General features: G+C 71.7%; 22 protein-coding genes. 12 read left to right on the forward strand and 10 right to left on the reverse strand.

Going from position 1 to position 22,448, the window contains the following annotated elements; translation table 11 throughout:
• Positions 1 to 3: 3 nt before the first annotated feature.
• From narH to ACOKM3_RS10320, 4 genes are read left to right on the forward strand one after another with little or no spacing between them, the layout of a single operon-like run.
• Positions 4 to 1,629 (forward strand): nitrate reductase subunit beta, encoded by a 1,626-nt coding sequence (gene narH / locus ACOKM3_RS10305; RefSeq protein WP_426899130.1) that lies wholly within the window; start codon positions 4 to 6, stop codon positions 1,627 to 1,629.
• On the forward strand, positions 1,626 to 2,213 hold the full coding sequence (narJ, locus tag ACOKM3_RS10310) for a nitrate reductase molybdenum cofactor assembly chaperone (protein ID WP_327660716.1): 588 nt from the start codon (positions 1,626 to 1,628) through the stop codon (positions 2,211 to 2,213). Before narH ends, narJ begins: the two co-directional genes overlap by 4 nt.
• Positions 2,210 to 2,932 (forward strand): respiratory nitrate reductase subunit gamma, encoded by a 723-nt coding sequence (narI, locus tag ACOKM3_RS10315; RefSeq protein ID WP_426899132.1) that lies wholly within the window; start codon positions 2,210 to 2,212, stop codon positions 2,930 to 2,932. The genes narJ and narI overlap by 4 nt, the downstream gene beginning before the upstream one ends.
• A 21-nt stretch (positions 2,933 to 2,953) precedes the next feature.
• Positions 2,954 to 3,817 (forward strand): helix-turn-helix domain-containing protein, encoded by an 864-nt coding sequence (locus ACOKM3_RS10320; protein WP_426899134.1) that lies wholly within the window; start codon positions 2,954 to 2,956, stop codon positions 3,815 to 3,817.
• 38 nt (positions 3,818 to 3,855) lie between these two features.
• Here ACOKM3_RS10320 and dnaK read toward each other — a convergent pair whose 3' ends face one another.
• Together dnaK and ACOKM3_RS10330 are read right to left on the reverse strand one after the other, a co-directional pair.
• Positions 3,856 to 5,739, reverse strand: a complete 1,884-nt coding sequence (gene dnaK / locus ACOKM3_RS10325) for a molecular chaperone DnaK (RefSeq protein ID WP_426899136.1) — start codon at positions 5,737 to 5,739, stop codon at positions 3,856 to 3,858.
• A gap of 86 nt (positions 5,740 to 5,825) precedes the next feature.
• Positions 5,826 to 6,254 carry an OsmC family protein gene (locus ACOKM3_RS10330; RefSeq protein ID WP_399239590.1) on the reverse strand — a complete coding sequence of 143 codons (429 nt, stop codon included), beginning with the start codon at positions 6,252 to 6,254 and terminating at the stop codon, positions 5,826 to 5,828.
• A gap of 169 nt (positions 6,255 to 6,423) precedes the next feature.
• Here ACOKM3_RS10330 and ACOKM3_RS10335 point away from each other — a divergent pair, with 169 nt between their 5' ends.
• Entirely contained in the window at positions 6,424 to 8,052 is a 1,629-nt protein-coding gene (locus tag ACOKM3_RS10335) for a DUF6345 domain-containing protein (RefSeq protein WP_426899138.1), read from the forward strand.
• Positions 8,053 to 8,132: 80 nt separating this feature from the next.
• On the opposite strand, the gene ACOKM3_RS10340 is transcribed toward ACOKM3_RS10335, so the two are convergent.
• The 3 genes from ACOKM3_RS10340 to ACOKM3_RS10350 form a co-directional block, all read right to left on the reverse strand.
• Positions 8,133 to 9,527, reverse strand: a complete 1,395-nt coding sequence (locus ACOKM3_RS10340; RefSeq protein ID WP_426899140.1) for an amino acid permease — start codon at positions 9,525 to 9,527, stop codon at positions 8,133 to 8,135.
• A 90-nt stretch (positions 9,528 to 9,617) separates the two neighbouring features.
• Positions 9,618 to 11,705 carry an alkaline phosphatase family protein gene (locus ACOKM3_RS10345; protein ID WP_426906756.1) on the reverse strand — a complete coding sequence of 696 codons (2,088 nt, stop codon included), beginning with the start codon at positions 11,703 to 11,705 and terminating at the stop codon, positions 9,618 to 9,620.
• A 205-nt stretch (positions 11,706 to 11,910) separates the two neighbouring features.
• Entirely contained in the window at positions 11,911 to 12,336 is a 426-nt protein-coding gene (locus ACOKM3_RS10350) for a hypothetical protein (protein WP_426899142.1), read from the reverse strand.
• 90 nt (positions 12,337 to 12,426) lie between these two features.
• On the opposite strand from ACOKM3_RS10350, the gene ACOKM3_RS10355 reads away from it, so the two are divergent.
• Together ACOKM3_RS10355 and ACOKM3_RS10360 are read left to right on the forward strand one after the other, a co-directional pair.
• Positions 12,427 to 13,200 (forward strand): MBL fold metallo-hydrolase, encoded by a 774-nt coding sequence (locus tag ACOKM3_RS10355; protein ID WP_426899144.1) that lies wholly within the window; start codon positions 12,427 to 12,429, stop codon positions 13,198 to 13,200.
• Between the two features lie 82 nt (positions 13,201 to 13,282).
• On the forward strand, positions 13,283 to 13,912 hold the full coding sequence (locus tag ACOKM3_RS10360) for a DedA family protein (protein WP_426899145.1): 630 nt from the start codon (positions 13,283 to 13,285) through the stop codon (positions 13,910 to 13,912).
• Here ACOKM3_RS10360 and ACOKM3_RS10365 read toward each other — a convergent pair.
• The 3 genes from ACOKM3_RS10365 to ACOKM3_RS10375 form a co-directional block, all read right to left on the reverse strand.
• Entirely contained in the window at positions 13,892 to 14,947 is a 1,056-nt protein-coding gene (locus ACOKM3_RS10365) for an MBL fold metallo-hydrolase (protein ID WP_426899147.1), read from the reverse strand. The genes ACOKM3_RS10360 and ACOKM3_RS10365 overlap by 21 nt on opposite strands.
• Positions 14,944 to 16,242 (reverse strand): aminotransferase class I/II-fold pyridoxal phosphate-dependent enzyme, encoded by a 1,299-nt coding sequence (locus ACOKM3_RS10370; RefSeq protein WP_426899149.1) that lies wholly within the window; start codon positions 16,240 to 16,242, stop codon positions 14,944 to 14,946. Before ACOKM3_RS10370 ends, ACOKM3_RS10365 begins: the two co-directional genes overlap by 4 nt.
• A gap of 271 nt (positions 16,243 to 16,513) precedes the next feature.
• Positions 16,514 to 17,278 (reverse strand): ANTAR domain-containing response regulator, encoded by a 765-nt coding sequence (locus ACOKM3_RS10375; RefSeq protein WP_426899151.1) that lies wholly within the window; start codon positions 17,276 to 17,278, stop codon positions 16,514 to 16,516.
• Between the two features lie 74 nt (positions 17,279 to 17,352).
• Between ACOKM3_RS10375 and ACOKM3_RS10380 the strand changes: the two genes are divergently transcribed.
• Complete coding sequence (locus ACOKM3_RS10380) at positions 17,353 to 18,471, forward strand: PAS domain-containing protein (protein WP_426899153.1); 1,119 nt, start codon at positions 17,353 to 17,355, stop codon at positions 18,469 to 18,471.
• Between the two features lie 22 nt (positions 18,472 to 18,493).
• Here ACOKM3_RS10380 and ACOKM3_RS10385 read toward each other — a convergent pair whose 3' ends face one another.
• Both ACOKM3_RS10385 and ACOKM3_RS10390 read right to left on the reverse strand, forming a co-directional pair.
• On the reverse strand, positions 18,494 to 19,312 hold the full coding sequence (locus tag ACOKM3_RS10385; RefSeq protein ID WP_426899155.1) for an RNA polymerase sigma factor SigF: 819 nt from the start codon (positions 19,310 to 19,312) through the stop codon (positions 18,494 to 18,496).
• 212 nt (positions 19,313 to 19,524) lie between these two features.
• Positions 19,525 to 19,701: a hypothetical protein gene (locus ACOKM3_RS10390; protein WP_426899157.1), complete on the reverse strand. Its 177-nt coding sequence runs from the start codon at positions 19,699 to 19,701 to the stop codon at positions 19,525 to 19,527.
• Positions 19,702 to 19,792: 91 nt separating this feature from the next.
• Here ACOKM3_RS10390 and ACOKM3_RS10395 point away from each other — a divergent pair, with 91 nt between their 5' ends.
• The 4 genes from ACOKM3_RS10395 to ACOKM3_RS10410 all read left to right on the forward strand — a co-directional run bounded on the left by ACOKM3_RS10395 (position 19,793) and on the right by ACOKM3_RS10410 (position 22,415).
• Entirely contained in the window at positions 19,793 to 20,173 is a 381-nt protein-coding gene (locus tag ACOKM3_RS10395; protein ID WP_426899159.1) for a DUF2795 domain-containing protein, read from the forward strand.
• A 67-nt stretch (positions 20,174 to 20,240) separates the two neighbouring features.
• The gene (locus tag ACOKM3_RS10400; protein ID WP_426899161.1) at positions 20,241 to 20,681 is read left to right on the forward strand and encodes a CBS domain-containing protein; all 441 of its coding nucleotides are present in this window, start codon (positions 20,241 to 20,243) and stop codon (positions 20,679 to 20,681) included.
• A gap of 52 nt (positions 20,682 to 20,733) precedes the next feature.
• Entirely contained in the window at positions 20,734 to 21,276 is a 543-nt protein-coding gene (locus tag ACOKM3_RS10405) for a type 1 glutamine amidotransferase domain-containing protein (RefSeq protein ID WP_426899163.1), read from the forward strand.
• 41 nt (positions 21,277 to 21,317) lie between these two features.
• Entirely contained in the window at positions 21,318 to 22,415 is a 1,098-nt protein-coding gene (locus tag ACOKM3_RS10410) for a baeRF2 domain-containing protein (RefSeq protein ID WP_426899165.1), read from the forward strand.
• Positions 22,416 to 22,448: the final 33 nt, after the last annotated feature.

Below are 22,448 nucleotides of genomic sequence, written 5' to 3' on the forward strand. Positions count from 1 at the left end.
CGTATGCGCATCATGGCTCAGGTCGCGATGGTCATGAACCTCGACAAGTGCATCGGCTGCCACACCTGCTCGGTCACCTGCAAGCAGGCGTGGACCAACCGCAACGGCATGGAGTACGTCTGGTTCAACAACGTCGAGACCCGCCCCGGGCAGGGCTATCCGCGCCGCTACGAGGACCAGGAGAAGTGGCGCGGCGGCTGGGAGCTCAACAAGAAGGGCGCCCTGAAGCTCAAGGGCGGCGGCCGGTTCAAGAAGCTCCTCGGCATCTTCTCCAACCCGAAGCTGCCGGAGATCAAGGACTACTACGAGCCCTGGACGTACGACTACAAGAACCTGACCAACGCCCCGCTCGGCGACGACTACCCGGTCGCGGAGCCCCGCTCCCTGATCAGCGGCAAGCCGATGAAGATCGAGTGGTCCTCCAACTGGGACGACAACCTCGGCGGCTCCGCCCAGTACGGCGATCTCGACCCGATGGTGGAGAAGACCCGCGAACAGGCCGCGGAGAAGGTCAAGTTCCAGTTCGAGCAGACCTTCATGTTCTATCTGCCGCGGATCTGCGAGCACTGCCTCAACCCGTCGTGCGTCTCGTCGTGCCCCTCGGGCGCGATGTACAAGCGGGTCGAGGACGGCATCGTCCTCGTCGACCAGGACTCCTGCCGCGGCTGGCGGATGTGTGTCACCGGCTGCCCGTACAAGAAGGTGTACTTCAACCACCGCACCGGCAAGGCCGAGAAGTGCACGCTCTGCTATCCACGTCTTGAGGTGGGTCTGCCGACGGTGTGCTCGGAGACCTGCGTGGGCCGGCTCCGCTATCTCGGCGTGATGCTCTACGACGCCGACAGGGTGACGGAGGCCGCCTCCTCGAAGAACGAACACGACCTGTACGAGGAGCAGTTGGGCATCTTCCTCGACCCCGAGGACCCCGCGGTGCAGCGGGCCGCCGAGGAGGCGGGCATCCCGTACGACTGGATGGAGGCCGCGCGGCGCTCCCCCGTGCACGCGCTCATCAGCAAGTACAAGGTGGCGCTGCCGCTGCACCCGGAGTACCGGACGATGCCGATGGTCTGGTACATCCCGCCGCTCTCCCCCGTCGTCGACGCGCTCACCGAGACCGGGCACGACGGCGAGGACCACGCGAACCTGTTCGGCGCGATCGACACGCTGCGCATCCCCCTCGAATACCTGGCGGAGATCTTCACGGCGGGCGACACCAAGCCCGTACGCGCCTCCCTGGAAAAGCTGGCCGCGATGCGCTCGCACATGCGGGCCATCAACCTCGGTGACCTGCCGGACAGTTCGATCGCCGAGTCCATCGGCATGTCACCGCACGAGATCGAGGAGATGTACCGGCTGCTCGCCATCGCCAAGTACGAGGACCGGTACGTGATCCCGACCGCGGCGGTCGGCGACGCGCAGCGCCTGGAGGAGTCCGCGCTGCCGGCGGACACCTGCTCGCTCGACCACGAGGGCGGGCCCGGTATGGGCGGCGAGGGGCCCTTCGGCGGCGACTCCGGGTCGACCGTCGCCGACGGCCGCAAGCTGCTGCCCGTCGTCTCCGTCGAGAACTTCCAGCTCAGCAAGGAACGGCAAACCGCAGACAGCACAGACGAGGTGGAGATGCCATGACCGACCGGACCTCCCTGCTCCTCCAGGCGTCCGCGCTCTGTCTCACGTACCCGGACGAGGAGTTCTACCAGCGGCTTCCGCTGATCCGCGCGGCCGCTCCGCCGCTCGCCCCCTTCGTCGAGCACGCCGAGGCGACGCCGATGCAGGATCTGGCGGCCCACTACGTCCAGGTCTTCGACTTCAAGAACCGGCACAGCCTGTATCTGACGTGGTGGCGCGACGGCGACACCCGCAGGCGCGGCATGTCCCTGGTGCGGATGAAGGAGGTCTACCGGGAGCACGGCATGGAGTTCACCGGCGAGGAACTCCCGGACTTCCTGCCCGCCGTCCTCGAATTCTCCGCGCAGGAGGGCACGTTCCTGCTTGAGGAGAACCGTGCGGGCCTCGAACTGCTGCGGTTCGCCCTCACCGACCACGGCACCCCGTACGCCACCGTCCTCAACGCGGTGTGTGCCGCCCTGCCCGGCCCCTCCCCCAAGGACCGGGCCGAGGCGCAGGCGCTCGCCCGGTCGGGGCCGCCCCAGGAGGACGTCGGCCTCGAACCCTTCGCACTTCCCCTCCTCGAGAAGGAGCACGCGCGGTGAACACAGCGCTCTTCGGTGTCCTGCCCTACGTGGCGTTCGTCCTGCTGATCGCCGGCACCATCTGGCGCTACCGCTACGACAAGTTCGGCTGGACGACGCGCTCGTCGCAGGTCTACGAGTCGAAGCTGCTCAACATCGCGTCGCCGATGTTCCACTACGGCATCCTCTTCGTGCTCGTGGGCCACATCGTCGGCCTGTTCATCCCGGAGTCGTGGACCGAGAAGGTCGGCGTCAGCGAGCACACGTACCACATGTTCTCGCTGATCGGCGGCACCTTCGCGGGCGTCATCACGGTGCTCGGGATCGCGATGCTGGTCTACCGGCGCCGCACCAAGGCCCCGGTGCTGCTGGCCACGACGCGCAACGACAAGACCATGTACGTGTTCCTGCTCGCCGCGATCGTCCTCGGCATGGTCGCCAAGCTCACGCACTCCGGCGGCAACGGCTACGACTACCGGCAGACCATCGCCCCGTGGTCGCGCAGCCTGTTCACGCTGAGCCCCGATGTCGCGCTCATGGACGGGGTGCCTACGCTGTATCAGATCCACGCAGTAGTGGGCATGCTACTGATTGCGCTGGTACCGTTCACCCGGCTCGTGCATATGTTCAGCGCGCCGGTGCAGTACCTGTTCCGCCCGTACGTCGTTTACCGCAGCCGCGATCCGCGGCGCCTCGGCGCCCGGCCGGAGCGTCGGGGGTGGGAGCGCACCGGCTCCTAGCTCCTGGGGGGACGTACAAAGGTGAGTGAACGTCGGCCCGCGCCCACCGTGGGCCAGGTCGTCCTCGGTCGCCGCCTGCGCGATCTGCGCGAGGCCCGCGGACTCAAGCGCGAGGAGGCGGCCCGGCCGCTGCACGTGGCGAGCGCGACGATCCGCAGGATGGAGACCGCCGAGGTCGCGCTCAAGATCCCCTACGTGCAGATGCTGTTGGAGCTGTACGAGGTGCCCGAGCGCGAGATCGAGGCCTTCGTCGCGCTCGCGGAGGACGCGAACCTGCCGGGCTGGTGGCAGCGGTTCCACGATGTGCTCCCCGACTGGTTCAGCCTGTACGTCAGCCTGGAGGGCGCGGCCTCGATGATCCGCGCCTACGAACCGCACTTCGTGCCCGGCCTGTTGCAGACGGAGGCGTACGCGCGGGCCGTCTTCGACGCCGGCACGGTGGGCCGCTCCCGGCCCGAGGAGGTCGACCGGCACATCGACCTGCGGATGGCCCGCCAGTCGCTCCTCGACCGGGAGGATTCGCCGCACCTGTGGGTCGTCATGGACGAGACGGTGCTGCGGCGCCCGCCCGGCGGCCCCGAGGTGCTGCGCGGCCAGCTGGACCGGCTCCTCGAAATGGTGCGGCGCCCCAACGTGACGCTCCAGATCGCCGAGTTCGCGTCGGGTCCGCACCCCGGCACGTTCGGCCCGTTCACGCTGTTCCGGTTCCCGGTCAGGGAGCTGCCGGACATGGTCTACAGCGAGTACGTGACCGGGGCCCTGTACCTGGACGCCCGGGACGAGGTGGGCATGCACCTGGAGGTGCTCGACCACCTGGTGGCACAGGCGGCAGGGGCCGCGCGGACGGTGGAGATCCTGGAGCGGGCGCGGGAAGCCCTCGGCTGACCTGCCGACGGTGAGCAACTAAGGGCCCCTGCTGTGCCCTACTGGGGCTTGTCGTCGTCCACGATCTCGGCGTCGACCACGTCCTCGGGTGCGTCCTGGTCCTTGTCCTGGGGCGGCTGCTCGCCCGACGGCGGCGCGTCCTCCCGGGCCGACGAGGCCGCCTGGTACATCGCCTGCCCCATCCGCTGGCTGACCTCGGCGAGCCCCCGCACCCCCTCGCGCAACTCCTGTGTGGACGGCTCCTTGGACTCCAGCACGGTCTTCAACTCCCGTACGGAATCCTCCACTTCGGTCCGCGTCTCGGTAGGGATGCGCGCCGAGCTCTCGTCGTTCTCGCGCAGGAAGCGCTCCGTCTGGTAGACGAGCTGCTCCGCCTCGTTGCGGACCTCGGCCGCCTCGCGGCGCGTGCGGTCCTCCTCCGCGTGCGCCTCGGCCTCCCGCATCATCCGGTCGATCTCGTCCTTGGGCAGCGCCGAGCCGCCGGTCACCGTCATCTTCTGCTCGCGCCCCGTGGCGAGGTCCTTGGCGCCGACGTGCATGATCCCGTTGGCGTCGATGTCGAAGGTGACCTCGATCTGCGGCACACCGCGCGGCGCGGGCGGGAGCCCCGTGAGGTCGAAGACGCCCAGCTTCTTGTTGTAGGCGGCGATCTCCCGCTCGCCCTGGAAGACCTGGATGCCGACGGAGGGCTGGTTGTCGGCGGCGGTCGTGAAACTCTCCGAACGGCGGGTGGGAATGGTGGTGTTGCGCTCGATGAGCTTGGTCATCACCCCGCCCTTGGTCTCGATGCCAAGCGACAGCGGGGTGACGTCGAGCAGCAGCACGTCCTTCACGTCGCCGCGGATCACACCGGCCTGGTACGTGGCGCCGACGGCGACGACCTCGTCCGGGTTGACACCCTTGTGCGGGTCCTTACCCGTGAGCTCCTTGACGAGGCCGGTGACGGCGGGCATACGCGTGGACCCGCCGACCAGGATCACGTGGTCGATGTCCTTCAGCTCGACGCCCGCGTCCTTGACGGCCTGGTGGAAGGGCTTCTTGCAGCGGTCGAGCAAGTCCCCGGTGAGCTCCTGGAGTTGAGCGCGCGTCAGCTTCTCGTCGAGGTGCAGGGGGCCGGCGGCGGAGGCGGTGACGTAGGGCAGGTTGATGGTCGTCTCGCTGGACGAGGACAGCTCGATCTTGGCCTTCTCCGCGCCCTCGCGCAGCCGCTGCACGGCCATCTTGTCGTCGGCGAGGTCGATGCCGTGGGCGTTCTTGAACTGCCGCGCGAGGTGGTCGACGATCCGCTGGTCCCAGTCGTCGCCGCCGAGTTGGGTGTCGCCGTTGGTGGCCTTGACCTCGATGACGCCCTCGCCCATCTCCAGGAGCGAGACGTCGAAGGTGCCACCGCCCAGGTCGAAGACGAGGACCGTCTGCTCGTCGCCCTTGTCGAGCCCGTACGCGAGCGCGGCGGCGGTCGGCTCGTTGACGATGCGCAGCACCTTCAGACCCGCGATCTCGCCGGCCTCCTTCGTGGCCTGGCGCTGCGCGTCGTCGAAGTAGGCGGGCACGGTGACGACGGCGTCGGTGACGTCCTCGCCGAGGTACGACTCGGCGTCGCGCTTGAGTTTCTGCAGGACGCGGGCGGAGAGCTCCTGCGCGCTGTAGCGGTGACCGTCGATGTCACCGGAGTCGGGGAAACGCCAACTACCGTCCCCCATATGCCGTTTGACGGAGCGCGCGGTGCGCTCGACGTTCGTCACGGCCTGCCGCTTGGCGACCTCGCCGACGAGCACCTCGGCGCTCGACGACCTGGCGAAGGCGACGATCGAGGGCGTGGTGCGCGCGCCCTCCGCGTTGGCGATGACGGTGGGTTCACCGCCCTCGAGCACGGCAACCACCGAGTTCGTCGTACCGAGATCGATACCTACCGCACGCCCCATGACGCGTCCCCATTCCATGCGAAGGCCCGCTCACGTCCGGATCCAGCACAGGGCGTGAGCGGGCCTACGTCAAGAGCGCGGGATACTCAGCCGCCCAGCTTGGCGGTCAGCGTGATCGTCGTGCCGGTGAGCGCCTGGCTCACGGGGCAGTTCTTCTTGGCGTCCTCGGCGGCCGCCTGGAAGCCCTGCTCGTCGAGGCCTGCCACGGTGCCCTCGACGGTGAGGTGGATGCCGGTGATGCCCTCGCCCGGCTGGAACGTCACGTCCGCGGAGGTGACGAGCTTGGTGGGCGGGGTGCCCGCGCCGGTCAGGCCGTTGGACAGTGCCATCGAGAAGCAGGAGGAGTGCGCGGCCGCGATCAGCTCCTCCGGGCTGGTCTTGCCGTTCGCCTCCTCCGCGCGGGACGGCCAGGACACCGGCTGCTGCCCGATGCCGGACGAGTCGAAGGTGACGGTGCCGTTGCCCTCGAACAGGTTGCCTTCCCACACGGTGTGTGCGGAGCGCGTGGTTGCCACGGTGGTTCCTTTCCGTTTCCGGATGCTTCGGACTCCTATCCGACCACATCCGACGCGCCCGTGGCACGCCACCATGGCCGGAAAGCGAACTGGGCAAGTCGGCACGACGGTGACAGTTTGGGGCCTCCCGCTCAGGGGGGTCTCAGGGGGCTTCGCAGGGGGTCAGACCATGCGCATGATCTACGCGGACCAAGGTCCGTCACCACTGGAGACCGGGAAACCGGGCGCGACCGACAGGGATTCGACGTTCGGCTGGTGGGGTGCGTTCAGCATCCAGAAGTTCGTCAACCAGAACCCGCTCTCGCACACGCACGAGGACGCGACCGGCTGGCTCGCGTACCTTCAGCAGTTCTACGACCGCAACTTCTGGTTCGCCGACGCGGGCGCCCAGGTGTGGGCGTACGAGGAGACGTACGACAACTGGCAGGACCGGTACGGCGTGGACGCCGTCGTCGCGGTGTACCACTCGGGGCACGGCGGCATGGACGGCAACGGAGTGTTCTTCGCGCCGCTCGGCGCCAAGTGGGACAACCGCTCGGACGCGATCTCCAACCGGATGGCGTTCGGCAACGAGAAGGCCAACTACGTGTTCTGGTCGACGTGCAGCTCGCTGCGCGTCCTCGACGGGCACTCCCCCATCCGCACGTGGGCCGGGCCCAACCTCGGCTCCCGGATGATCTTCGGGTTCGAGACGACGAGCATCGACAGCGGCGACTACGGCAAGAAGTTCTGGGAGAAGTGGCGCGCCGGCCAGACCTACTGCGACGCGTGGCTCAACGCCAGCTGGGACATCTACCACGGTCAGGCGCCCTCCGTGTGCGCCACCGGTGCGACCCAGGCGGAGGCGCAGAACCGGCTGAACTCGGAGCGCAACTTCTACCGGGAGCACGTTCCGGACAACTGGTACGTGTGGCGCTGGTACTACGCGCGCCAGGGCCTGCGCGACCCGCTGACGCAGGCGCCACAGACCCCGCAGATCGTGCAGCTCGCGCCGCGCGACCCGAGCGAGGAACTCGCCAAGATGGGCCGCCTCGCGCACTTCCCCGCGGCGGCGCTGCAAGAGGTGCAGGTCGAGCGGCAGGGCGTGCTCAGCGCGAGCTCGGGCGACCGGTTCGTGTCGACGGCGCCGCAGGCGGTGCGCTGGGTGAAGCTCGCCGAGGCCAACCACCGCAACACGCGGCAGCTGCCGACCGAGCGCGCGGTCGAGATCGCGCAACGGTTCGCGCAGGAGCACGCGGAGGGCGTCGAGCTGGTCGTGGACAGCGTGCACGACCTGATGCAGAACAGCGGCAAGAAGGACGGCTCGCAGATCGGTGAGCCGGTGTCCCTGCAGACGCACGTCACGTTCCGGCAGGCGTTCGACGGCGTACCGGTGATCACGCCGGGCCGCGGCGAGTTCCGGGTCGCGCTCGACAACGACGGCACGGTCGTCCAGGCCACCCTGTCGACGCGCACGCCCACCGGCGAGACCCGCACGCCCGCCTCGGCGGTCGCGCCCCCGTCGGGCAAGGGCCAGCAGGCGCTCCCCTCGCCGGGGTCGCGCGACCCGCGGCAGGCGCTGGAGGAGGCGCAGCAGCGGCGCATCGCCCATCTGACGGCGATGGCCGCCGACGGTGAACGGTCGGCGGCCGACATCGAGGCGCAGCTGGAGATCACGGACGTACCCGGGTCCGTCGAGGTCGGCTACGAGATCGAGGGCAACGAGGCGTATCCCGCTGCGCGGAAACTGATCGAGATCGGCTCACGGGACAGCATGTTCAAGACCCAGCGGTGGGTGGTGGCGCCTATCGCCAGGTGACGTCCGTCAGGGTCCGGCCGGTTCGCTTTGTGCGGGTCGGCCGGGCCCACGTCTCGGGGCTCTGCCCCGGACCCCGCTGCTCAATCGCCGCAGGGGCTTGATTGCCGCCTCTTGCGGGCCGCCATCCACGCGTAGACGAGGACGCCCACGAACAGGAAGATGACGCCCTGGTAGACGGCCGCGTAGCCGGCGCCGCCGACCAGCCACATCGAGAAGCCGAACGCGGCGAGCGCGAGCGTCATGTCGCGCGCGAGGCGGCCCTTGCTCACCCGGTGGCCCTGGCCCGACAGCAGGAAGTAGATCTGCGCGGCGGTGGCGAGGAGGTACGGGACCGTCGCCGTGAACGTCGTGATGAGCACGAGGCTCTCGAAGACGCCCTCGGAGCCCGCCGTGTAGTTGTAGATGGTCAGGAGCGAGGCGAGGACGACGCCGACGAGCACGCCGAACGTCGGCACGCCGCGCTTCTTGCGGGCGAACGCGGCCGGGAACAGGCCGTCCTTCGCGGGGGCGTACGGCGCCTGCGCGGAGAGCAGCGTCCAGCCGTTGAGCGCACCGAGGATCGAGACGACCGCGGCGATCGCGACCGCCGTGCCGCCCCACGTACCGCCGAACATGACGTTGACGGAGTCGGTCATCGGGGCCGTGGAGTCCACCAGCTTGTCGTGGGCGACGGTGCCGAAGACGGAGACCGTGCACAGCAGGTACACCAGCGCGGCGAGCGCGGTGCCGAGGACGGTGGCGCGGCCGACGTTGCGCTCCGGGTCGCGGACCTCGCCCGCGCTCATGGAGGCGGACTCGACGCCCAGGTAGCTGAAGAGCAGGATCGCGGCGGACGCCGAGATCGCGCCGACCGGGGAGTCCCCGCCCGCCTGGAACGGGCCGAGGTTGTCGGCGTCGAAGAAGAACAGGCCGCCGACCGCGACGAGCACCAGCGGCGCGAACTTCAGGATGGTGGAGACGAGCTGGACGGCGCCGACGTAGCGGGTGCCGGCGAGGTTGGCGAGCGCGGGCAGCCACTGGCAGGCGAGCGCCGCGACGATCGTCCAGAACGTCGATCCGTGGATCGGCAGGAGCACGTCGAGGTAGCCGACGGCCGCGACGGCGAGCGCCGCGTTCGACACCCACGAGGTGATCCAGTAGCTCCACGCGGCGAGGAACCCGGCGAAGTCACCGAAGGCCTCACGGGCGTACACGTAGGGGCCGCCGGTCTGCGGATGCCGCTTCGCGAGCCGCCCGAAGACGAGCGCGAGGGCGATGGCGCCGACCGTCAGGACGCCGAAGGCGACCAGCGAGATCGTGCCGTACGGGGCCACGGAGGCGGGCAGCAGGAAGATGCCGCCGCCGATGATGTTGCCCATGACGAGGGCCGTCGCGATGGGAAGACCGAACCTGCGGGCGTGCTTGCTGCTCTGGTTCTGGTCCTCGTCCGCTGCCGGAGCCGTCTCGGGAGCGGGGGCAGTCCCGGTGTCGAGCATGGGGGGAAGTGCCTCTCGATTGTGCTGGGCCACCGCGGGATCGCCGGATGGCGGGGCCCATGGTCCGGTGGGCTCCCGCCGCGCTCCAAATCAGGCGGAATTGTCCTGCGGCTCGGGGGGCGTGGCCGCAAATGATGCACTGCCGGGCTCGCGTTGGAGGGAATTCTCCACGGGCCGCCGAAGGGGCTTCGTCGCAGGTGGGTCCAGGGGCAGCGGCGTGACCCGCATCGGGATCTGCGGTCCGTGTCCCTCGGTCAGCCAGCGGCGCAGCACCTGGTGCACCTGCTCGGCGCCGACCAGGGCCTCGCCCTGCGGCACCGGCTCGGACAGCTCCGCGGGCGAGAGCAGGAACGGCCGGCTCTGGGCGCCGCCGAGCCCGCCGTGCGAACCGATCTGCTCCTCGAAGGCGAGGACCTCGCCGTCCAACGGGTCGTACATGGAGTTGACCATGATGTCGGCGGTGTGCGGGAAGGAGTCGGTGCGGCGCACGGCGTCTGCGGCGCCCGGACCGAAGTCGGCGAGCGGCCCCTCGCCGTCGGCCAGCTCGGCCAGCGGCACCTCCGCGCCCCGCGCCCCCAGCACGACCGCGCCGTGCTCCTCGCTGCGTACGAGGAGGAAACCGATGCCGGGATGGTTGGCGAGGGTCGGCAGCAGGGCGGGGTTGCGGGCGTCGATCTCCTCCTTGGTCATGCGGTGCGGGACGTCCGGGAACGAGACGAGGCCGAGGTTGCCGGAGGCCAGCACGATCGGCTCGCTGCGCTTTCCCTTGCCCGCGCCCTCCTCGACGGGCCGGTGCAGCGCGGCCCGGACGGCGGCGCGGGCCTCGGCGCCGCTGCGGGTGCGCCCCGCCTTGCGCGGCACGGGCAGCCCGCAGCCGGCGCGCACGAGGTCCTGGAGGGTGAGCCCGTAGCGGCCGCGGAAGGTCTCGCCGGGGCTCTGCCCGTGGTCGGAGAGGACGACGATGCGGTACGGGCGCGGCGCGTGCTCGGCGACCTTGACGAGCAGCGCGAGCGAGCGGTCGAGGCGTTCGAGCACCTGCTGCGCGTCGCGGCCGAACGGGCCCGAGTGGTGCGCCACCTCGTCGTACGCGACGAGGTCGGCGTAGACGGCGCTGCGGCCCGCGAGCATGTCGCCGATGACGGCGGCGACGACGACGTCCCGCTCGACGACGGTCGCGAAGGCGCGGATGAACGGGTACAGGCCACCGCGCCCGATCCGCGGCCGCACCTTGCACATGCGGGCCCGCGTGGACTGTCCGATCTCGCGGCCGACCTCGGCGAAGAAGGACAGCGCGGTGCGTACGGCGTTCGCCGGGTCGGAGAAGTAGGCGAAGTAGCCGGCCCGCGAGCGGTTCTCCTTGCCGCGCCGGGCGGCGACGGAAAGGACGAGTGCGACCTGTTCCGCGCCGCCGCTGAACAGGTTGCCGCGGCTGGCGCCGTCGACGGTGAGCAGGCCGCCGTCGCCGGTGTGCGCGACGGCGCGGCGCTGGAGTTCGGCGGCGCTGGTGGGCCGGTTGGACACCTGGGTCTCGCCGGTGTCCTTCTCGTACCAGCGGAAGGCCGGGACGTCGTAATTGGAGCCGTGCAGGATGCCGAGCTGGCTGGCGCCGGTCTGGCTCGACCAGTCGGTGCGCCACGGGGTGAGGCGGTGGCCGCCGTCGCGCAGCCATCCGTTGACCGTCGGCATCACGTCGTCACGCGCGGCGCGGCGCAGCACCTCGTGGCCGACGCCGTCGAGCTGGATGAAGACGGTGCCGGGGGTGGGCGGGCAGGCGGTGTCGGCGTCGGAGCCCCTGCGGCGCCTGCGGTCGGCGAGCCGGTACAGGCGCCTGCGGTACGCGTCGTCGTCCCGGACGGCCAGGGCACCACCGGCGGCCGACGCCACGGCCGACATGACCGCGGCCACGACGACCGCGGTCTCGGGGCCTGCCTCTCCCCTGCCGTCGGGGATGAGGTGCAGCGCGATGAGCAGCAGGGCCCCGTTGAGGAAGAACACGACGAGGCCGAGGACGAGGGCGGGGACGAGCAGCAGGGCGCGTACGAGGATCGGCCAGACGAGGGCCGAGAGGAGGGCGAAGGCGGCGGCGCCGAGGGCGGCGGTGACGGCTACGCGAGTCATGCTGTCGCCGTCGTCGGACGTCAGCTTGAAGTCGGGGAGCAGTCCGGCGAGGACCATCATGGTGACCGTGCAGGCCGCCCAGACGGCGACCGAACGCCAGGCGGTGCTTCCGGCCCGCCTCCACCAACGGCCTCCGGCCACGTTACGGCTCCCCTCATTTGGTCACGTGGGGTCAGGGTTTCACACCTTTTGGGGTCCCCCGTGGTGACGGCCTCGGGGCTCCGCCCCGGACCCCGCGCCTCAAACGCCGGCGGGGCTGAATTGGCTAGCAGCCGTCGTAACCCGCCGTCGGCATCGAGAGGCGGCGGTGGACGCGGGCCTTCATTTGCGCGTCGTAGGCCGGCTCCGCGAGGCCCGCCGTCTCCAGGCGGACGCCGCGCCGCTCGCACTCCGCCGAGAACGCGTCGACCGAGCGGAGCGCAGCGCGCAGCACGCGCTCGCAGGGGGCGACGAACACATCGACCAGGCCCGCGTCGACATCCGCCCACAGCACCTCGTGGTCGGGGCGGACCCCGTGCACCAGGAGTTCGCGGGTGATCACGTACCCACGTTCGGCGGCCCAGCGCGCGCACATGGCGTGCTGGCTGCGCGAGTCCACCAGGAAGGGGTCGGCGTCCAGCTCCTCGAGCGGGATCAGGCTGGCGATCGCCGCGACCCGCACCGCTTCGCCGCTCCCGTCGGATGCCCCCATGCGTCCCCCCTCACCACAGCCTTTCGGCCCCGACCCTACTCCTGCACGTAGGCTCAAGGGAGTCGCCCGGAGGAGCACAAGGAGGAGCGCGTGCCGGTGGAGATCACCTGGTGGGGTCATGCCACCTGCACCGTCGAGGACGCCGGCACGCGCGTCCTCACGGATCCCCTCTTCGCCCGGCGCCTCGCACACCTGCGTCGCAGGCGCGGCGCGCCCCCGCCACCGCGCGCGGCGGAGGCGGACGTCGTCCTGGTCTCCCACCTGCACGCCGACCACCTGCACGTGCCCTCGCTCGCCCGGCTCGCGCCCGGTACCCGGGTGCTCGTGCCGAAGGGCGCCCCGCGCGCCGTGCCCGCGCTGCGCAAGCTCCGCACGCTGAAGATCATCGAGGTGGAGGCGGGCGCGCGCGTCGAGGTCGGACACGTGACGATAGAAGCGGTCCGCGCCGAGCACGACGGGCGCAGGCTCCCGGTCGGGCCGCACACGGCGCCCGCGCTCGGCTATGTCGTGAACGGCGAGGCCCGTACGTACTTCGCGGGCGACACCGGGCTCTTCGACGGCATGGCGGAGGCCGTGGGCGAGGTCGATGTGGCGCTGCTGCCGGTGGGCGGCTGGGGCCCGTACCTCGGCTCCGGGCATCTCGACGCGGGGCGGGCCGCCGAGGCGCTCGCCCGGATCGCGCCGCGCAGCGCGGTGCCCGTGCACTACGGGACGTACTGGCCGATCGGCATGGACGCGGTGCGGCCGCACGAGTTCCACGCGCCGGGCGACGAGTTCGTCCGGCAGGCGGCGCTGCGCGCGCCCGGCGTGGCGGTGCACCGGCTCGACCAGGGCGAGAGCGTACGTCCCGAGGTGGCCGGATGAGACGGCCCACGAACGTTCGCCCCGGATCCCGTCGAGCCAGATCCCTCCGCCCCAAAACCCCCCGGTCGGGAGCGCGCCGGTGATGCTCTTCGCAGCGACCCAGGTGCCGCCCGAGACGACCCAACAGGCCGTCGGCTACCCCACGTTGTTCCTGCTCGTCTTCCTCGGGGCGCTCGTCCCGGTCATCCCGACCGGCGCGCTCGTGAGTTCCGCGGCGGTCGTCGCGTTCCACCACAGCTCGCCGCTCTCGCTGCTGTTCGTCTTCGCGGCGGCGGCGCTCGCCGCGTTCCTCGGCGACATCGCCCTGTACTGGCTGGGGCGGCGCGGCATGCACTCCAAGAACGGGTCGAAGTGGCTGGAGGCGATCCGTTCGCGGGCGCCCGAGGAGCGGCTCGCGCAGGCGCAGGACAAGCTCGCGGACCACGGGGTGATGGTGCTCGTGCTGTCGCGGCTCGTGCCCGCGGGGCGGATCCCCGTGATGCTGGCCTGTCTGCTGGCGAAGATGCCGCTGCGGCAGTTCGCCCGCGGCGACATCCCCGCCTGCCTCGCGTGGGCGGTGACGTACCAGGTCATCGGCATCCTCGGCGGCTCGCTGTTCCCCAAGCCGTGGCAGGGCGTCGTCGCGGCGATCGCGCTGACCGTGCTGATCAGCGCGGTGCCGAGCGCCTGGCGCAAGGTGCGGGGGCGGGAGTCAGGCAGTCAGCACGCGTGAGCCGCCCACCGGCACGTCCCACAGGGCCGTGCGCGGCAGGCCCGCCTTGTCCCAGGCGGCGCGCAGCCGGTGCAGCGGTTCGAGGACCGGTTCCGCCGACAGCAGGAACGTCGCCCAGTGCATCGGCGCCATCCGCCGCGCGCCCACGTCCTGCACCGCCCGCACCGCGTCCTCCGGGTCGCAGTGCACGTCTTTCAGCCACCAGCGCGGGTCGTACGCGCCGATGGGCAGCAGCGCGAGGTCGATGCCCGGGTAGCGGCGGCCGATCTGCGAGAACCAGTGGCCGTAGCCGGTGTCGCCCGCGAAGTAGATCCGCTGCCCGTCGGCGTCGGTGAGCACCCAGCCGCCCCACAGGGTGCGGCAGGTGTCGACGAGGCTGCGCTTGGACCAGTGGTGGGCCGGCACGAAGTCGAAGCGGACCCCCTTCAGCTCCACCGCCTCCCACCAGTCCAGCTCCGTGACCCGCGTGAAGCCGCGCCGCGTGAACCAGCGGGCGAGGCCCGCGGGGACGAGGACCGGGGTGTCGCGCGGGAGTCTTTTTACGGTCGGCCAGTCCAGGTGGTCGTAGTGGTTGTGGCTGATGACGACGGCGTCGACGCGGGGCAGCGCGCTCCAGGCCACGCCCGCGGGGGTGACCCTGGCAGGGGTGCCGAGGATCTTGCGGGACCAGACGGGGTCGGTGAGGACCGTGAGGCCGCCGATGCGGACGATCCAGCTGGCGTGCCCGACCCAGGTGACGGCCGCCGTACGGGCGTCGACCTGCGGCAGCGGGCCGGGCGCGAAGGGCAGGTCCGGGATGTCGGCGAGGCTCTCGGCGGGCGGCCGGAGCGCGCCCTCGCGGGCGAATCTGGCGAAGGCCCGCAGGCCCGGCAGCGGTGCGGTCAGCCGGTGGGCGAACGATTTGGGCCAGCGGCGCGGTACGTCCCGCACTCCGGTGTCTCCCCCGCCGAGCGGCCGCGGCTCGACGAGGGGCGGCGGGGCCGCGGCGGCATCGACCCGCTGCATGGCCGACGGTGCTTCGGACGCCTGCGTCATCGCTCGGTCTCCCATCCTTCGCCTGCCGGTTCCCCGCCGATGGCGCGGAGCGTCGACTCCACCATGGTCAACAGCCTTGCGACGTGCGGCAATTCCAAGGGCTCCGGTGAGGTGAGGGACGCCCTGCGTTCCTCGGGGGTTGACCCGAGCAGCGGTCCCGTCGACAGGCGGGCCCGCAGCGCGCCCTGTTCGTCGCCGAAGCGGTGGCCGCCGGGGACCGGCATGCCGAGCCGCTCGCCGAGGAAGTCCTCCAGGTCCTGGGAGTCGCTGACGTCGAGCGCGGCGAGCCGGGGCCGCAGCTCCTCCAGGTCCATGTAGAGGTGCCGGCCGGCCCGCGGGGGTCTCGCGAGGCCGCCCGCGCCGAGCACGGCGCGGTGCAGGGCACCGGCGACCTGTGCGTGCAGCGCGGCACCGACGCGGCGGCGCTCGGTGATCTCCTCGCTCTCGTTCAGGACGTACGTGGCCGCGGCGGCGACCGGCGCCGCGAGCAGCGCCCCCGTGGCGGTGAGGAAGTCGAGGACGCGGGCGCGCAGCTTGGCGCCGCGCTCGGTGGCCGGGAACCGGGCGCAGGCCGCGGGCAGCGACGGCGGCAGGAACGCGCCGGTGAGGTCGCTGAGGACGGTGACGTCGAGCGGGTACATCTCGGCGGGGCTGAACAGGACGGAGTCCGCGCCCGGATGCAGCGTGTCCCGCCATGTCTCGTCGCTGACCACGTGCAGTCCCTCGGCCGCGGCGGCCTCCACGGCCTCGTGCAGCACCTCGGGCGGCGGCACGGTCGCCGTCGGGTCGTCGGCCACGGACAGCACGAGCAGCCGGGGGTCGCCGCCCTCGGCTCTGACCCGGCGGACGGTCTCCAGGAAGGCCGTCGAGTCGGGGACGCCGCCGCACTCGGCGGGCGTCGGCACGTGGTAGACGGCGCGGCCCAGGAGCCTGGCCTGCGGCACCCACCAGGCCGAGCAGGGGCGCGGCACCAGCATGTCGCCGCCGAGCGCGGCGGTGAGGGCGAGCAGCAGCGGGGCCGCGCCGGGCGCCGCGCCGAGCTGCTCGCGTTCGGTGTCGAGGCCGCGGCGCTGCCAGTAGCCGCAGGCCGCCTCCAGCAGGGCGGGCGGGCCGCCCGGCGGCTCCGAGGCCGGGCGCCCCGCGGCTCCCGCGGCGACGGCGGTCAGTTCGGGCAGCACCGGGAGTCCTGGCTCGGGCAGCGGCGGTCCGTACCGCACGGGTCCACGGCCTTCGGGGGCCCGGGCCCGGGCGGCGCCGGGTCCTGAAGTCCTGGCCGTGGGTTCCGATGGCCGCATGCTGCCTCCGTGCCGTCCGCTCGCCGTGCGGGTGGGGGTCGCTGTACGGGGCGGCCGCCGTGGGCAGGGCGGCCACCGGGTCCGGGCAGCCGGGAGACCGGAGCCGGGTCCTGCCTCCAGCGTCACACCTCACCGGGTGTCCGCGCGCGGCGTGGCCCGCGTGCCGGCCTCCTGCCCCTGTACGTACCCGTGTGGGCACCGGGGCAGACGGGGCGGGACGAGGCGGCTGGGCCGGTCGGGTGACCGCGGCCGACCGGAGCGGGGTGGACGGTCAGTCCGCCACGGCGCTGAACTCGCGTTCCAGGCCGCGTCCGCGCCGCTCGACGACGGCGGAGGCGACGTCCGCCAGTTTCCGGTTGGTCGTCTGCGAGATTCGGCGCAGCACGGTGAACGCGTCGTCCGGTCCGCACCCCAGCACATGCATGACGATGCCGCAGGCCTGGTCCACGACGGGCCGTGTGCGCAGCGCCGAGCCCAGCTGGTCGACCTCGGTGAGCGCCGCCTCGTAGGAGCGGTCGCGCAGCAGGCAGTCTGCGGCCAGATCGCCGAGGGCGCGGATCGGCCCGTGCGACGCGGCCTCCAGGGAGCCGGCCCGGAAGCTGTACAGGCTGAGCGTGACCGTGAGGTCACCGCTGCGGAAGGGAAGGGTGATGCTGGAGCGCACGCCCGAATCCAGGGCGAGCGCACGGTAGTCGGGCCAGCGCCGGTCGTTCAGCAGGTCGCTGGCGTCGACCGGGTCGCCGCCCTCCTCGGCCGCCGGTATGGGCCCGTCGCCGAAGCGGTCCTGCACGGAGACGAGCGCGGCGAGATCGGGGTGGGTCACCGCGGTGGGCCGCTCGTCGGTGCCGTCGCTCGCGGTGGCGACGGCGCCGCAGCACTCGGCGGTGCACCGGAGCGCCCCCTCGGCGAGCTCGGAGAGCCGCCGGGCGGAAAGCCCCGATTCCACTGCCCCCGTGGCGCGTTGGCCCAGCGCCACCGGATACCTTCCGACGTGGGCCGCGTCGTCGCTCTGATCGGCCTGCACGTACTGTCGCATCGGGTTCAAGCCTCCTTGTCGGTTCGCTTCCCGTACCGGGCTCCCGAAAACGCGGGACGGGATACGTTCTCAGCATGGCGCAGACGGAGGAATTCGATGAAGAGCGGGCGGACTTCGTGCGCCGTGTGGCGGAGTTGAAAGCAGCACGCGCGGTGTCGACGGCGGAACTGCCCGCCGTCCTCGACGCGGCACTCTTCGAACTCGACCACGTAGCCGGGAAGTTGTGGCCGTACCTCCAGCAGGGCGGGGACCCGGGCACGAGCCGCAACGCGGCAGCCGAGCGGCACGAGCAGCAGCTGCTGCGCGCCGTCTTCCAGCGCCTTCCGCTGCCGGTGGCGCTCGTGGACCGCGAAGCGGTGGTGCGCCGCCTCAACTTCGCGGCGACGACCTTCACGGGCGTACGCGCCGGATACGCGACGGGCCGCCCGATGACCGGGTTCCTGGCGCACGCCGACCGGGCCGCGTTCCGCTCGCAGGTCGCGGCGGTGGCCCGGGGCGAGGGGGACCGCGGGCTGACCGTGCATCTGCAGCAGAACCCGCAGGCCCCCGTCCGCACGGTCCTCACGGGCCTGCGTCCGGGCAACGAGCGGCGCACCACGGTCCTCGCGGTCCTGCAGCCCGCGGACGCCGGCCTCGGGCCTACGTCGGCCCGGCCCGCCGCGCCGGTCCCCGACCTCGCGGAGACGACCCGGCACGCCGCGCTCACCGACCTGCTCGACGCGATGACACGGGAGCTGCTCGGCGGCCCGGTGGGCGACCCGGCCGAACTTTTGCGGCGCGCCGCCCACGTGCTGCACGGCCGGTTCGCCGACTGGGTGGTGGCCGACAAGGGGGCCGCGCACCTGGAGCGCATCGAGGTGCTCGGCGCGGACGACGAGGCCGTCCGGGACATCGCCGCGCAGGACCCGGCCGCGGGACCGCTCGTCGTCGAGGCGGCGCGTGGCGGCGCCCCGGCGCTGCTCGTGCGCCCGGAGGACCTGAGGGCCCTGGGCGACGACGCGTCGGGGGCGCCGGTGCTCGTCCGTGCCGATGTCACCTCGCTTCTGTGTGTGCCGCTGATACCCGCGCCCGGCGAACCGGTCCAGGGTGTGCTCACCCTGTTCCGGTCCGCGGGCCGCCTCGCCTTCTCGATGGCGGAGGCGAAGACGCTCGACATGATGGCCCGTCACATCGCCCTGGCGATGCGGAAATAGGGCCACCGGCCGACGCAGTGGGTTATGCGGCGTCCGCCAGGACCTGGTCCCGCAGGCGGTCGCAGCAGCGGCTGATGAGTCGGGACACGTGCATCTGCGAGATGCCGAGCCGTTCGGCGATCCGGCTCTGTGTCATGTCGCCGAAGAACCGCATGTAGAGGATCTCCCGCTCGCGCTCCGGAAGCGCCGCTATCCGCGGCTTGACGGCCTCGCGGTCGACGACGACGTCGAGCGCCGGATCCGCGTCGCCGAGCGCGTCGGACAGCGAGTATCCGTCCTCGCTGCCGGGCAGCTCCGCGTCGAGGGAGAGTGCGGTGAAGCTCTCCAGCGCTTCCAGGCCGGTACGGGCCTCGTCCTCGGTCATGTTGGCGTGCTCGGCGATCTCCGCGAGAGTCGGGGCTCGCCCCGAGATGGTGGCGGAGAGTTCGTGCTGTGCGAACCGGACCCTGTTGCGCAGGTCCTGGACGCGGCGCGGCACATGCAGTGTCCACATGTGGTCGCGGAAATGCCGCTTGATCTCGCCGGTAACGGTGGGCACGGCATAGCTCTCGAAGGCGTTGCCGCGCTCCGGGTCGTATCGGTCCACGGCCTTCACCAGGCCGAGAGCGGCAACCTGCCGCAGGTCCTCATAGGCCTCGCCGCGATTACGGAAACGTCCCGCGAGCCGGTCGGCCATCGGTAGCCAGGCCTCGACGACCTCCTGGCGCAGTTCATCGCGCTCGGGACCGTCGGGCATGTCGGACAGCTTGGCGAAAGCCTCGGCGGTGTCGGGGGCGTCGTCGTGCGGGTGGCGTCCACCGGGCTTCACCGGGTTCTGGGGTGAGCTGGTACGCGTGCGCATCTGGTCGCAACTCCCTGAAAGGTGCCTTGGGTTCGGTGGTCACCGTGGGAGTCGCGCCCGCAAGACCTTCGGACACACCCGGGGCGATCCTGCGGATCCTCTGGATACGACGCGGTCGTATCCCTCCCACGGACGTGCCTCCTGTCCGAAGCACTGTCTTTCGCCTGCCCCTGGCGCATCGCCGCAAACACCGCGACCTCTCCAGGGTGCCCTCAACGGGCCGGGCCCGCATGTTCGCGCGGGTCCGCCTCCTCGGGCCGGGGCAGCAGCCACTCCTCGTACCGTCCGAGGACGAGTACGAACCCCAGCATGCCCGCGGGAATCAGGACCGTCAGCAGCTCCATGGCCTGTCCTTCCAGCCGGTCGCCCGAGTGGGAACGACCGTTCACGGGTCTCCCCGCCCCGCGCGGGCAAACCACCAGGTGTCACCGCGAAGCGGTCGGGTACGCGTCGGGCACCGCCGAGTCACTGGAGGGAACAATGCAACGCGGCAGCGACCGGCTGAGCGCCCACCGCGACGACGAAATGAAGCACGAACTGCAGGGCCTGCTCCGCTCCGGCCACCCCACGCGGGTCGAGGAGTGGAACGACCCGGAGCCCGCGGCGGAGGACGACCCGGAGGTGGCGGGCGGGCCCGTGGAACCGGGTCCCGGACCCGGCCGCCTGGACGCCGTCCGGCTCGAACTGGGGCGGCTCCTCGGCCGCACCTCGTTTCCGGCCACGCCCGGGGCGCTCGCGGAAACGCTGCGCGAGCGGTCCGCCCCCGACCGGCTCGTCGAGCCGGTGGCGGCACTGCCCGCGAAGACCGTGTTCCATACGGCCTCGGACCTGGCCAAAGCCCTTACAAATGACGGGGGTTAGCTCCGGGTCGGTCGGGTACATGGGCCGGGATCACGGTGCACCCGAAGATGCAGAAAGGCCGAATTCGATGGCCGATGTAGTCAGGGAAGTCATGACACCCGGAGTGGTCGCGGTACGCCCCGACGCCTCGTTGGTCGAGGCCGCCCAGCTGATGCGGGCGCAGGACATCGGGGATGTACTGGTGGCGGACGAGGCGCAGGTCGTGGGCGTGCTCACGGACCGCGACATCGCGCTGCGGGCCGTCGCCGACGGGGCCGATCCGCTCACGGTGAGCGCCGAGGCGGTGTGCACTCCGCATCCGGTGGCGATCGGCCCGGACGACGAGGTCTCCGCCGCGGTGGCGCTGATGCGCGAGTACGCCGTGCGCCGCCTGCCGGTGGTGCAGGACGGACAGGCCGTCGGGATGGTCAGCCTGGGCGATCTGGCGCTGACCCAGGACCCGGCGTCCGCGCTCGCCGACATAAGCGGCGCCGACCCGGACGGCTGGGCACGCGACACACCGACCTGAGCCCGAGTTGAGAGCACTGAAAAGACCTATGCGGCAAGGGAGTTGACCGACGATGCGGATCGCGTTCCTCGTGGCGCCCGAAGGGGCCGAACAGGTTGAGCTGACCGATCCCTGGCAGGCGGTGCGGGACGCGGGCGGCGAACCCGTGCTCGTATCGACCAAGCAGGGTGAGATCCAGGCCTTCGACCACCTCGACAAGGCGGACAAGTTCCCCGTCGACAAGACGGTCGCGTCCCTGGGGTCATCGGCGGACGGCTTCGACGCGCTGGTACTGCCCGGCGGTGTGGCCAACCCGGACCAGCTGCGCACGGACCCCGAAGCGGTCGCGTTCGTACGGGACTTCTTCGACCGGGGCCTGCCGGTCGCGGCGATCTGCCACGCGGCGTGGACACTGATCGAGGCCGACGTGGTGCGCGACCGCACGCTGACCTCGTACCCGAGCCTCGCCACCGACATCCGCAACGCGGGCGGCACCTGGGTCGACGAGCAGGTGAAGATCTGCACGGGCGGACCGAACGTGCTGGTCACCAGCCGCCGCCCGGACGACCTCAAGGCCTTCGACGCGGCGCTGCTGAAGCAGGTCAGCGGAACCTGAGGCGCGCGGCACACCGTACCCACGATTTCCGGGAGGCAGCCATGGACCTGGCGTTCCTCAATCCCCTGTGCAATCGTCCCGGCCCCTGGGCATCCGTGTACGTCGACACGTCACGGCACAGCGAATCCACCCCCGACGAGCGGTCGTTGGAGGCGCTCGGGGTGCAGCGCGCGCTCGCCGCGGCCGGTGCGGACGAGGCGACGTGTCACGCGATGCGGGCCGCGGTCGAGGACCTGCGGCACTCGCGCGAACCCGTCGGCCGGGCCTTCTTCGGGCGCGACGGCGAGGTCGTCCTCGACCCGGCGCTGAGCACGCCGCCGGGGCAGACCTCGGCGCGCTGGGCGGCGCTCCCGCACACGACGCCGCTGCTCGACCTCGCCGGTGAGGACCCGCTGTGCCTCGTCGCGTACATCGACAGGACCGGAGCCGACTTCGAACTGCGCTCCGCGCGCGGGGAGTCGCAGGCGGGCAAGGTGACCGGGCAGCAGTGGCCGGTGCACCGCACGTCGTCCGGGGACCTGTCGGAGCGGCACTTCCAGCTGCGCGTGGAGAACACCTGGGAGCACAACGCCGCTGAGATCGCCGGGGAGTTGGCGCACCGGCAGGCCGAGACCCGGGCCGAGCTCGTCGTGCTGGTCGGCGACGACCGGGAGTGCGTCGCCGTACGGGACCGGCTCCCCGCCGAACTGGGCGACTCGGTCGTCCGCGCCCGGCACGGGGCGGAGAGCCGGCTCCTCGACAGTGAGCTGGAATCGGCCAGGGCCGAGCAGGTGGCACAGCGCGCCGCGCACGACCTGGCGCTGTTCGCCGAGTCGCGCGGTCAGGGCGAAGCGGCGGCGGAGGGCGTGCCGGCGTTGGTGGACGCGGCGCGCGAGCACCGGATCGCGGAGCTGCTCATCCGCTCGGACGGGCCCGACGCGCACCGTGAGGTGTGGGTGGGCGAGAGCCCGGACCAGCTGGGCGTGCGGCGCGCGGACGCGGAGGCGCTCGGCGCGGGCGACGTGGTGTCGGCGCGGGCCGACGACGCCCTCATGCGGTGTGCTGCCGCGAGTGGGGCGGGTGCGTTGTCCGTCGCCGGAGCGGATCCCTCTGCGGGACCGGCGGGTGGGCTCGGCGCGCTCCTGCGCTGGTCCGTATAACGTTGCGCCGCCCCGGCGTCACGGCCTCGGGTG

The organism is Streptomyces nidicola (assembly GCF_050106155.1).
GTDB lineage: Bacteria > Actinomycetota > Actinomycetes > Streptomycetales > Streptomycetaceae > Streptomyces.

Coding starts and splice junctions, on each gene's coding strand:
- ACOKM3_RS10350 (WP_426899142.1), bottom strand. CDS start 12,336: ATGGGGGCATCCGACGGGAGCGGCGAAGCGGTGCGGGTCGCGGCGATC.
- ACOKM3_RS10410 (WP_426899165.1), top strand. CDS start 21,318: ATGGACCTGGCGTTCCTCAATCCCCTGTGCAATCGTCCCGGCCCCTGG.
- ACOKM3_RS10385 (WP_426899155.1), bottom strand. CDS start 19,312: ATGCGCACGCGTACCAGCTCACCCCAGAACCCGGTGAAGCCCGGTGGA.
- narJ (WP_327660716.1), top strand. CDS start 1,626: ATGACCGACCGGACCTCCCTGCTCCTCCAGGCGTCCGCGCTCTGTCTC.
- ACOKM3_RS10360 (WP_426899145.1), top strand. CDS start 13,283: ATGCTCTTCGCAGCGACCCAGGTGCCGCCCGAGACGACCCAACAGGCC.
- ACOKM3_RS10380 (WP_426899153.1), top strand. CDS start 17,353: ATGGCGCAGACGGAGGAATTCGATGAAGAGCGGGCGGACTTCGTGCGC.
- ACOKM3_RS10400 (WP_426899161.1), top strand. CDS start 20,241: ATGGCCGATGTAGTCAGGGAAGTCATGACACCCGGAGTGGTCGCGGTA.
- dnaK (WP_426899136.1), bottom strand. CDS start 5,739: ATGGGGCGTGCGGTAGGTATCGATCTCGGTACGACGAACTCGGTGGTT.
- ACOKM3_RS10375 (WP_426899151.1), bottom strand. CDS start 17,278: ATGCGACAGTACGTGCAGGCCGATCAGAGCGACGACGCGGCCCACGTC.
- ACOKM3_RS10405 (WP_426899163.1), top strand. CDS start 20,734: ATGCGGATCGCGTTCCTCGTGGCGCCCGAAGGGGCCGAACAGGTTGAG.
- ACOKM3_RS10365 (WP_426899147.1), bottom strand. CDS start 14,947: ATGACGCAGGCGTCCGAAGCACCGTCGGCCATGCAGCGGGTCGATGCC.
- narH (WP_426899130.1), top strand. CDS start 4: ATGCGCATCATGGCTCAGGTCGCGATGGTCATGAACCTCGACAAGTGC.
- ACOKM3_RS10335 (WP_426899138.1), top strand. CDS start 6,424: ATGCGCATGATCTACGCGGACCAAGGTCCGTCACCACTGGAGACCGGG.
- ACOKM3_RS10395 (WP_426899159.1), top strand. CDS start 19,793: ATGCAACGCGGCAGCGACCGGCTGAGCGCCCACCGCGACGACGAAATG.
- ACOKM3_RS10345 (WP_426906756.1), bottom strand. CDS start 11,705: ATGATGGTCCTCGCCGGACTGCTCCCCGACTTCAAGCTGACGTCCGAC.
- ACOKM3_RS10370 (WP_426899149.1), bottom strand. CDS start 16,242: ATGCGGCCATCGGAACCCACGGCCAGGACTTCAGGACCCGGCGCCGCC.
- ACOKM3_RS10340 (WP_426899140.1), bottom strand. CDS start 9,527: ATGCTCGACACCGGGACTGCCCCCGCTCCCGAGACGGCTCCGGCAGCG.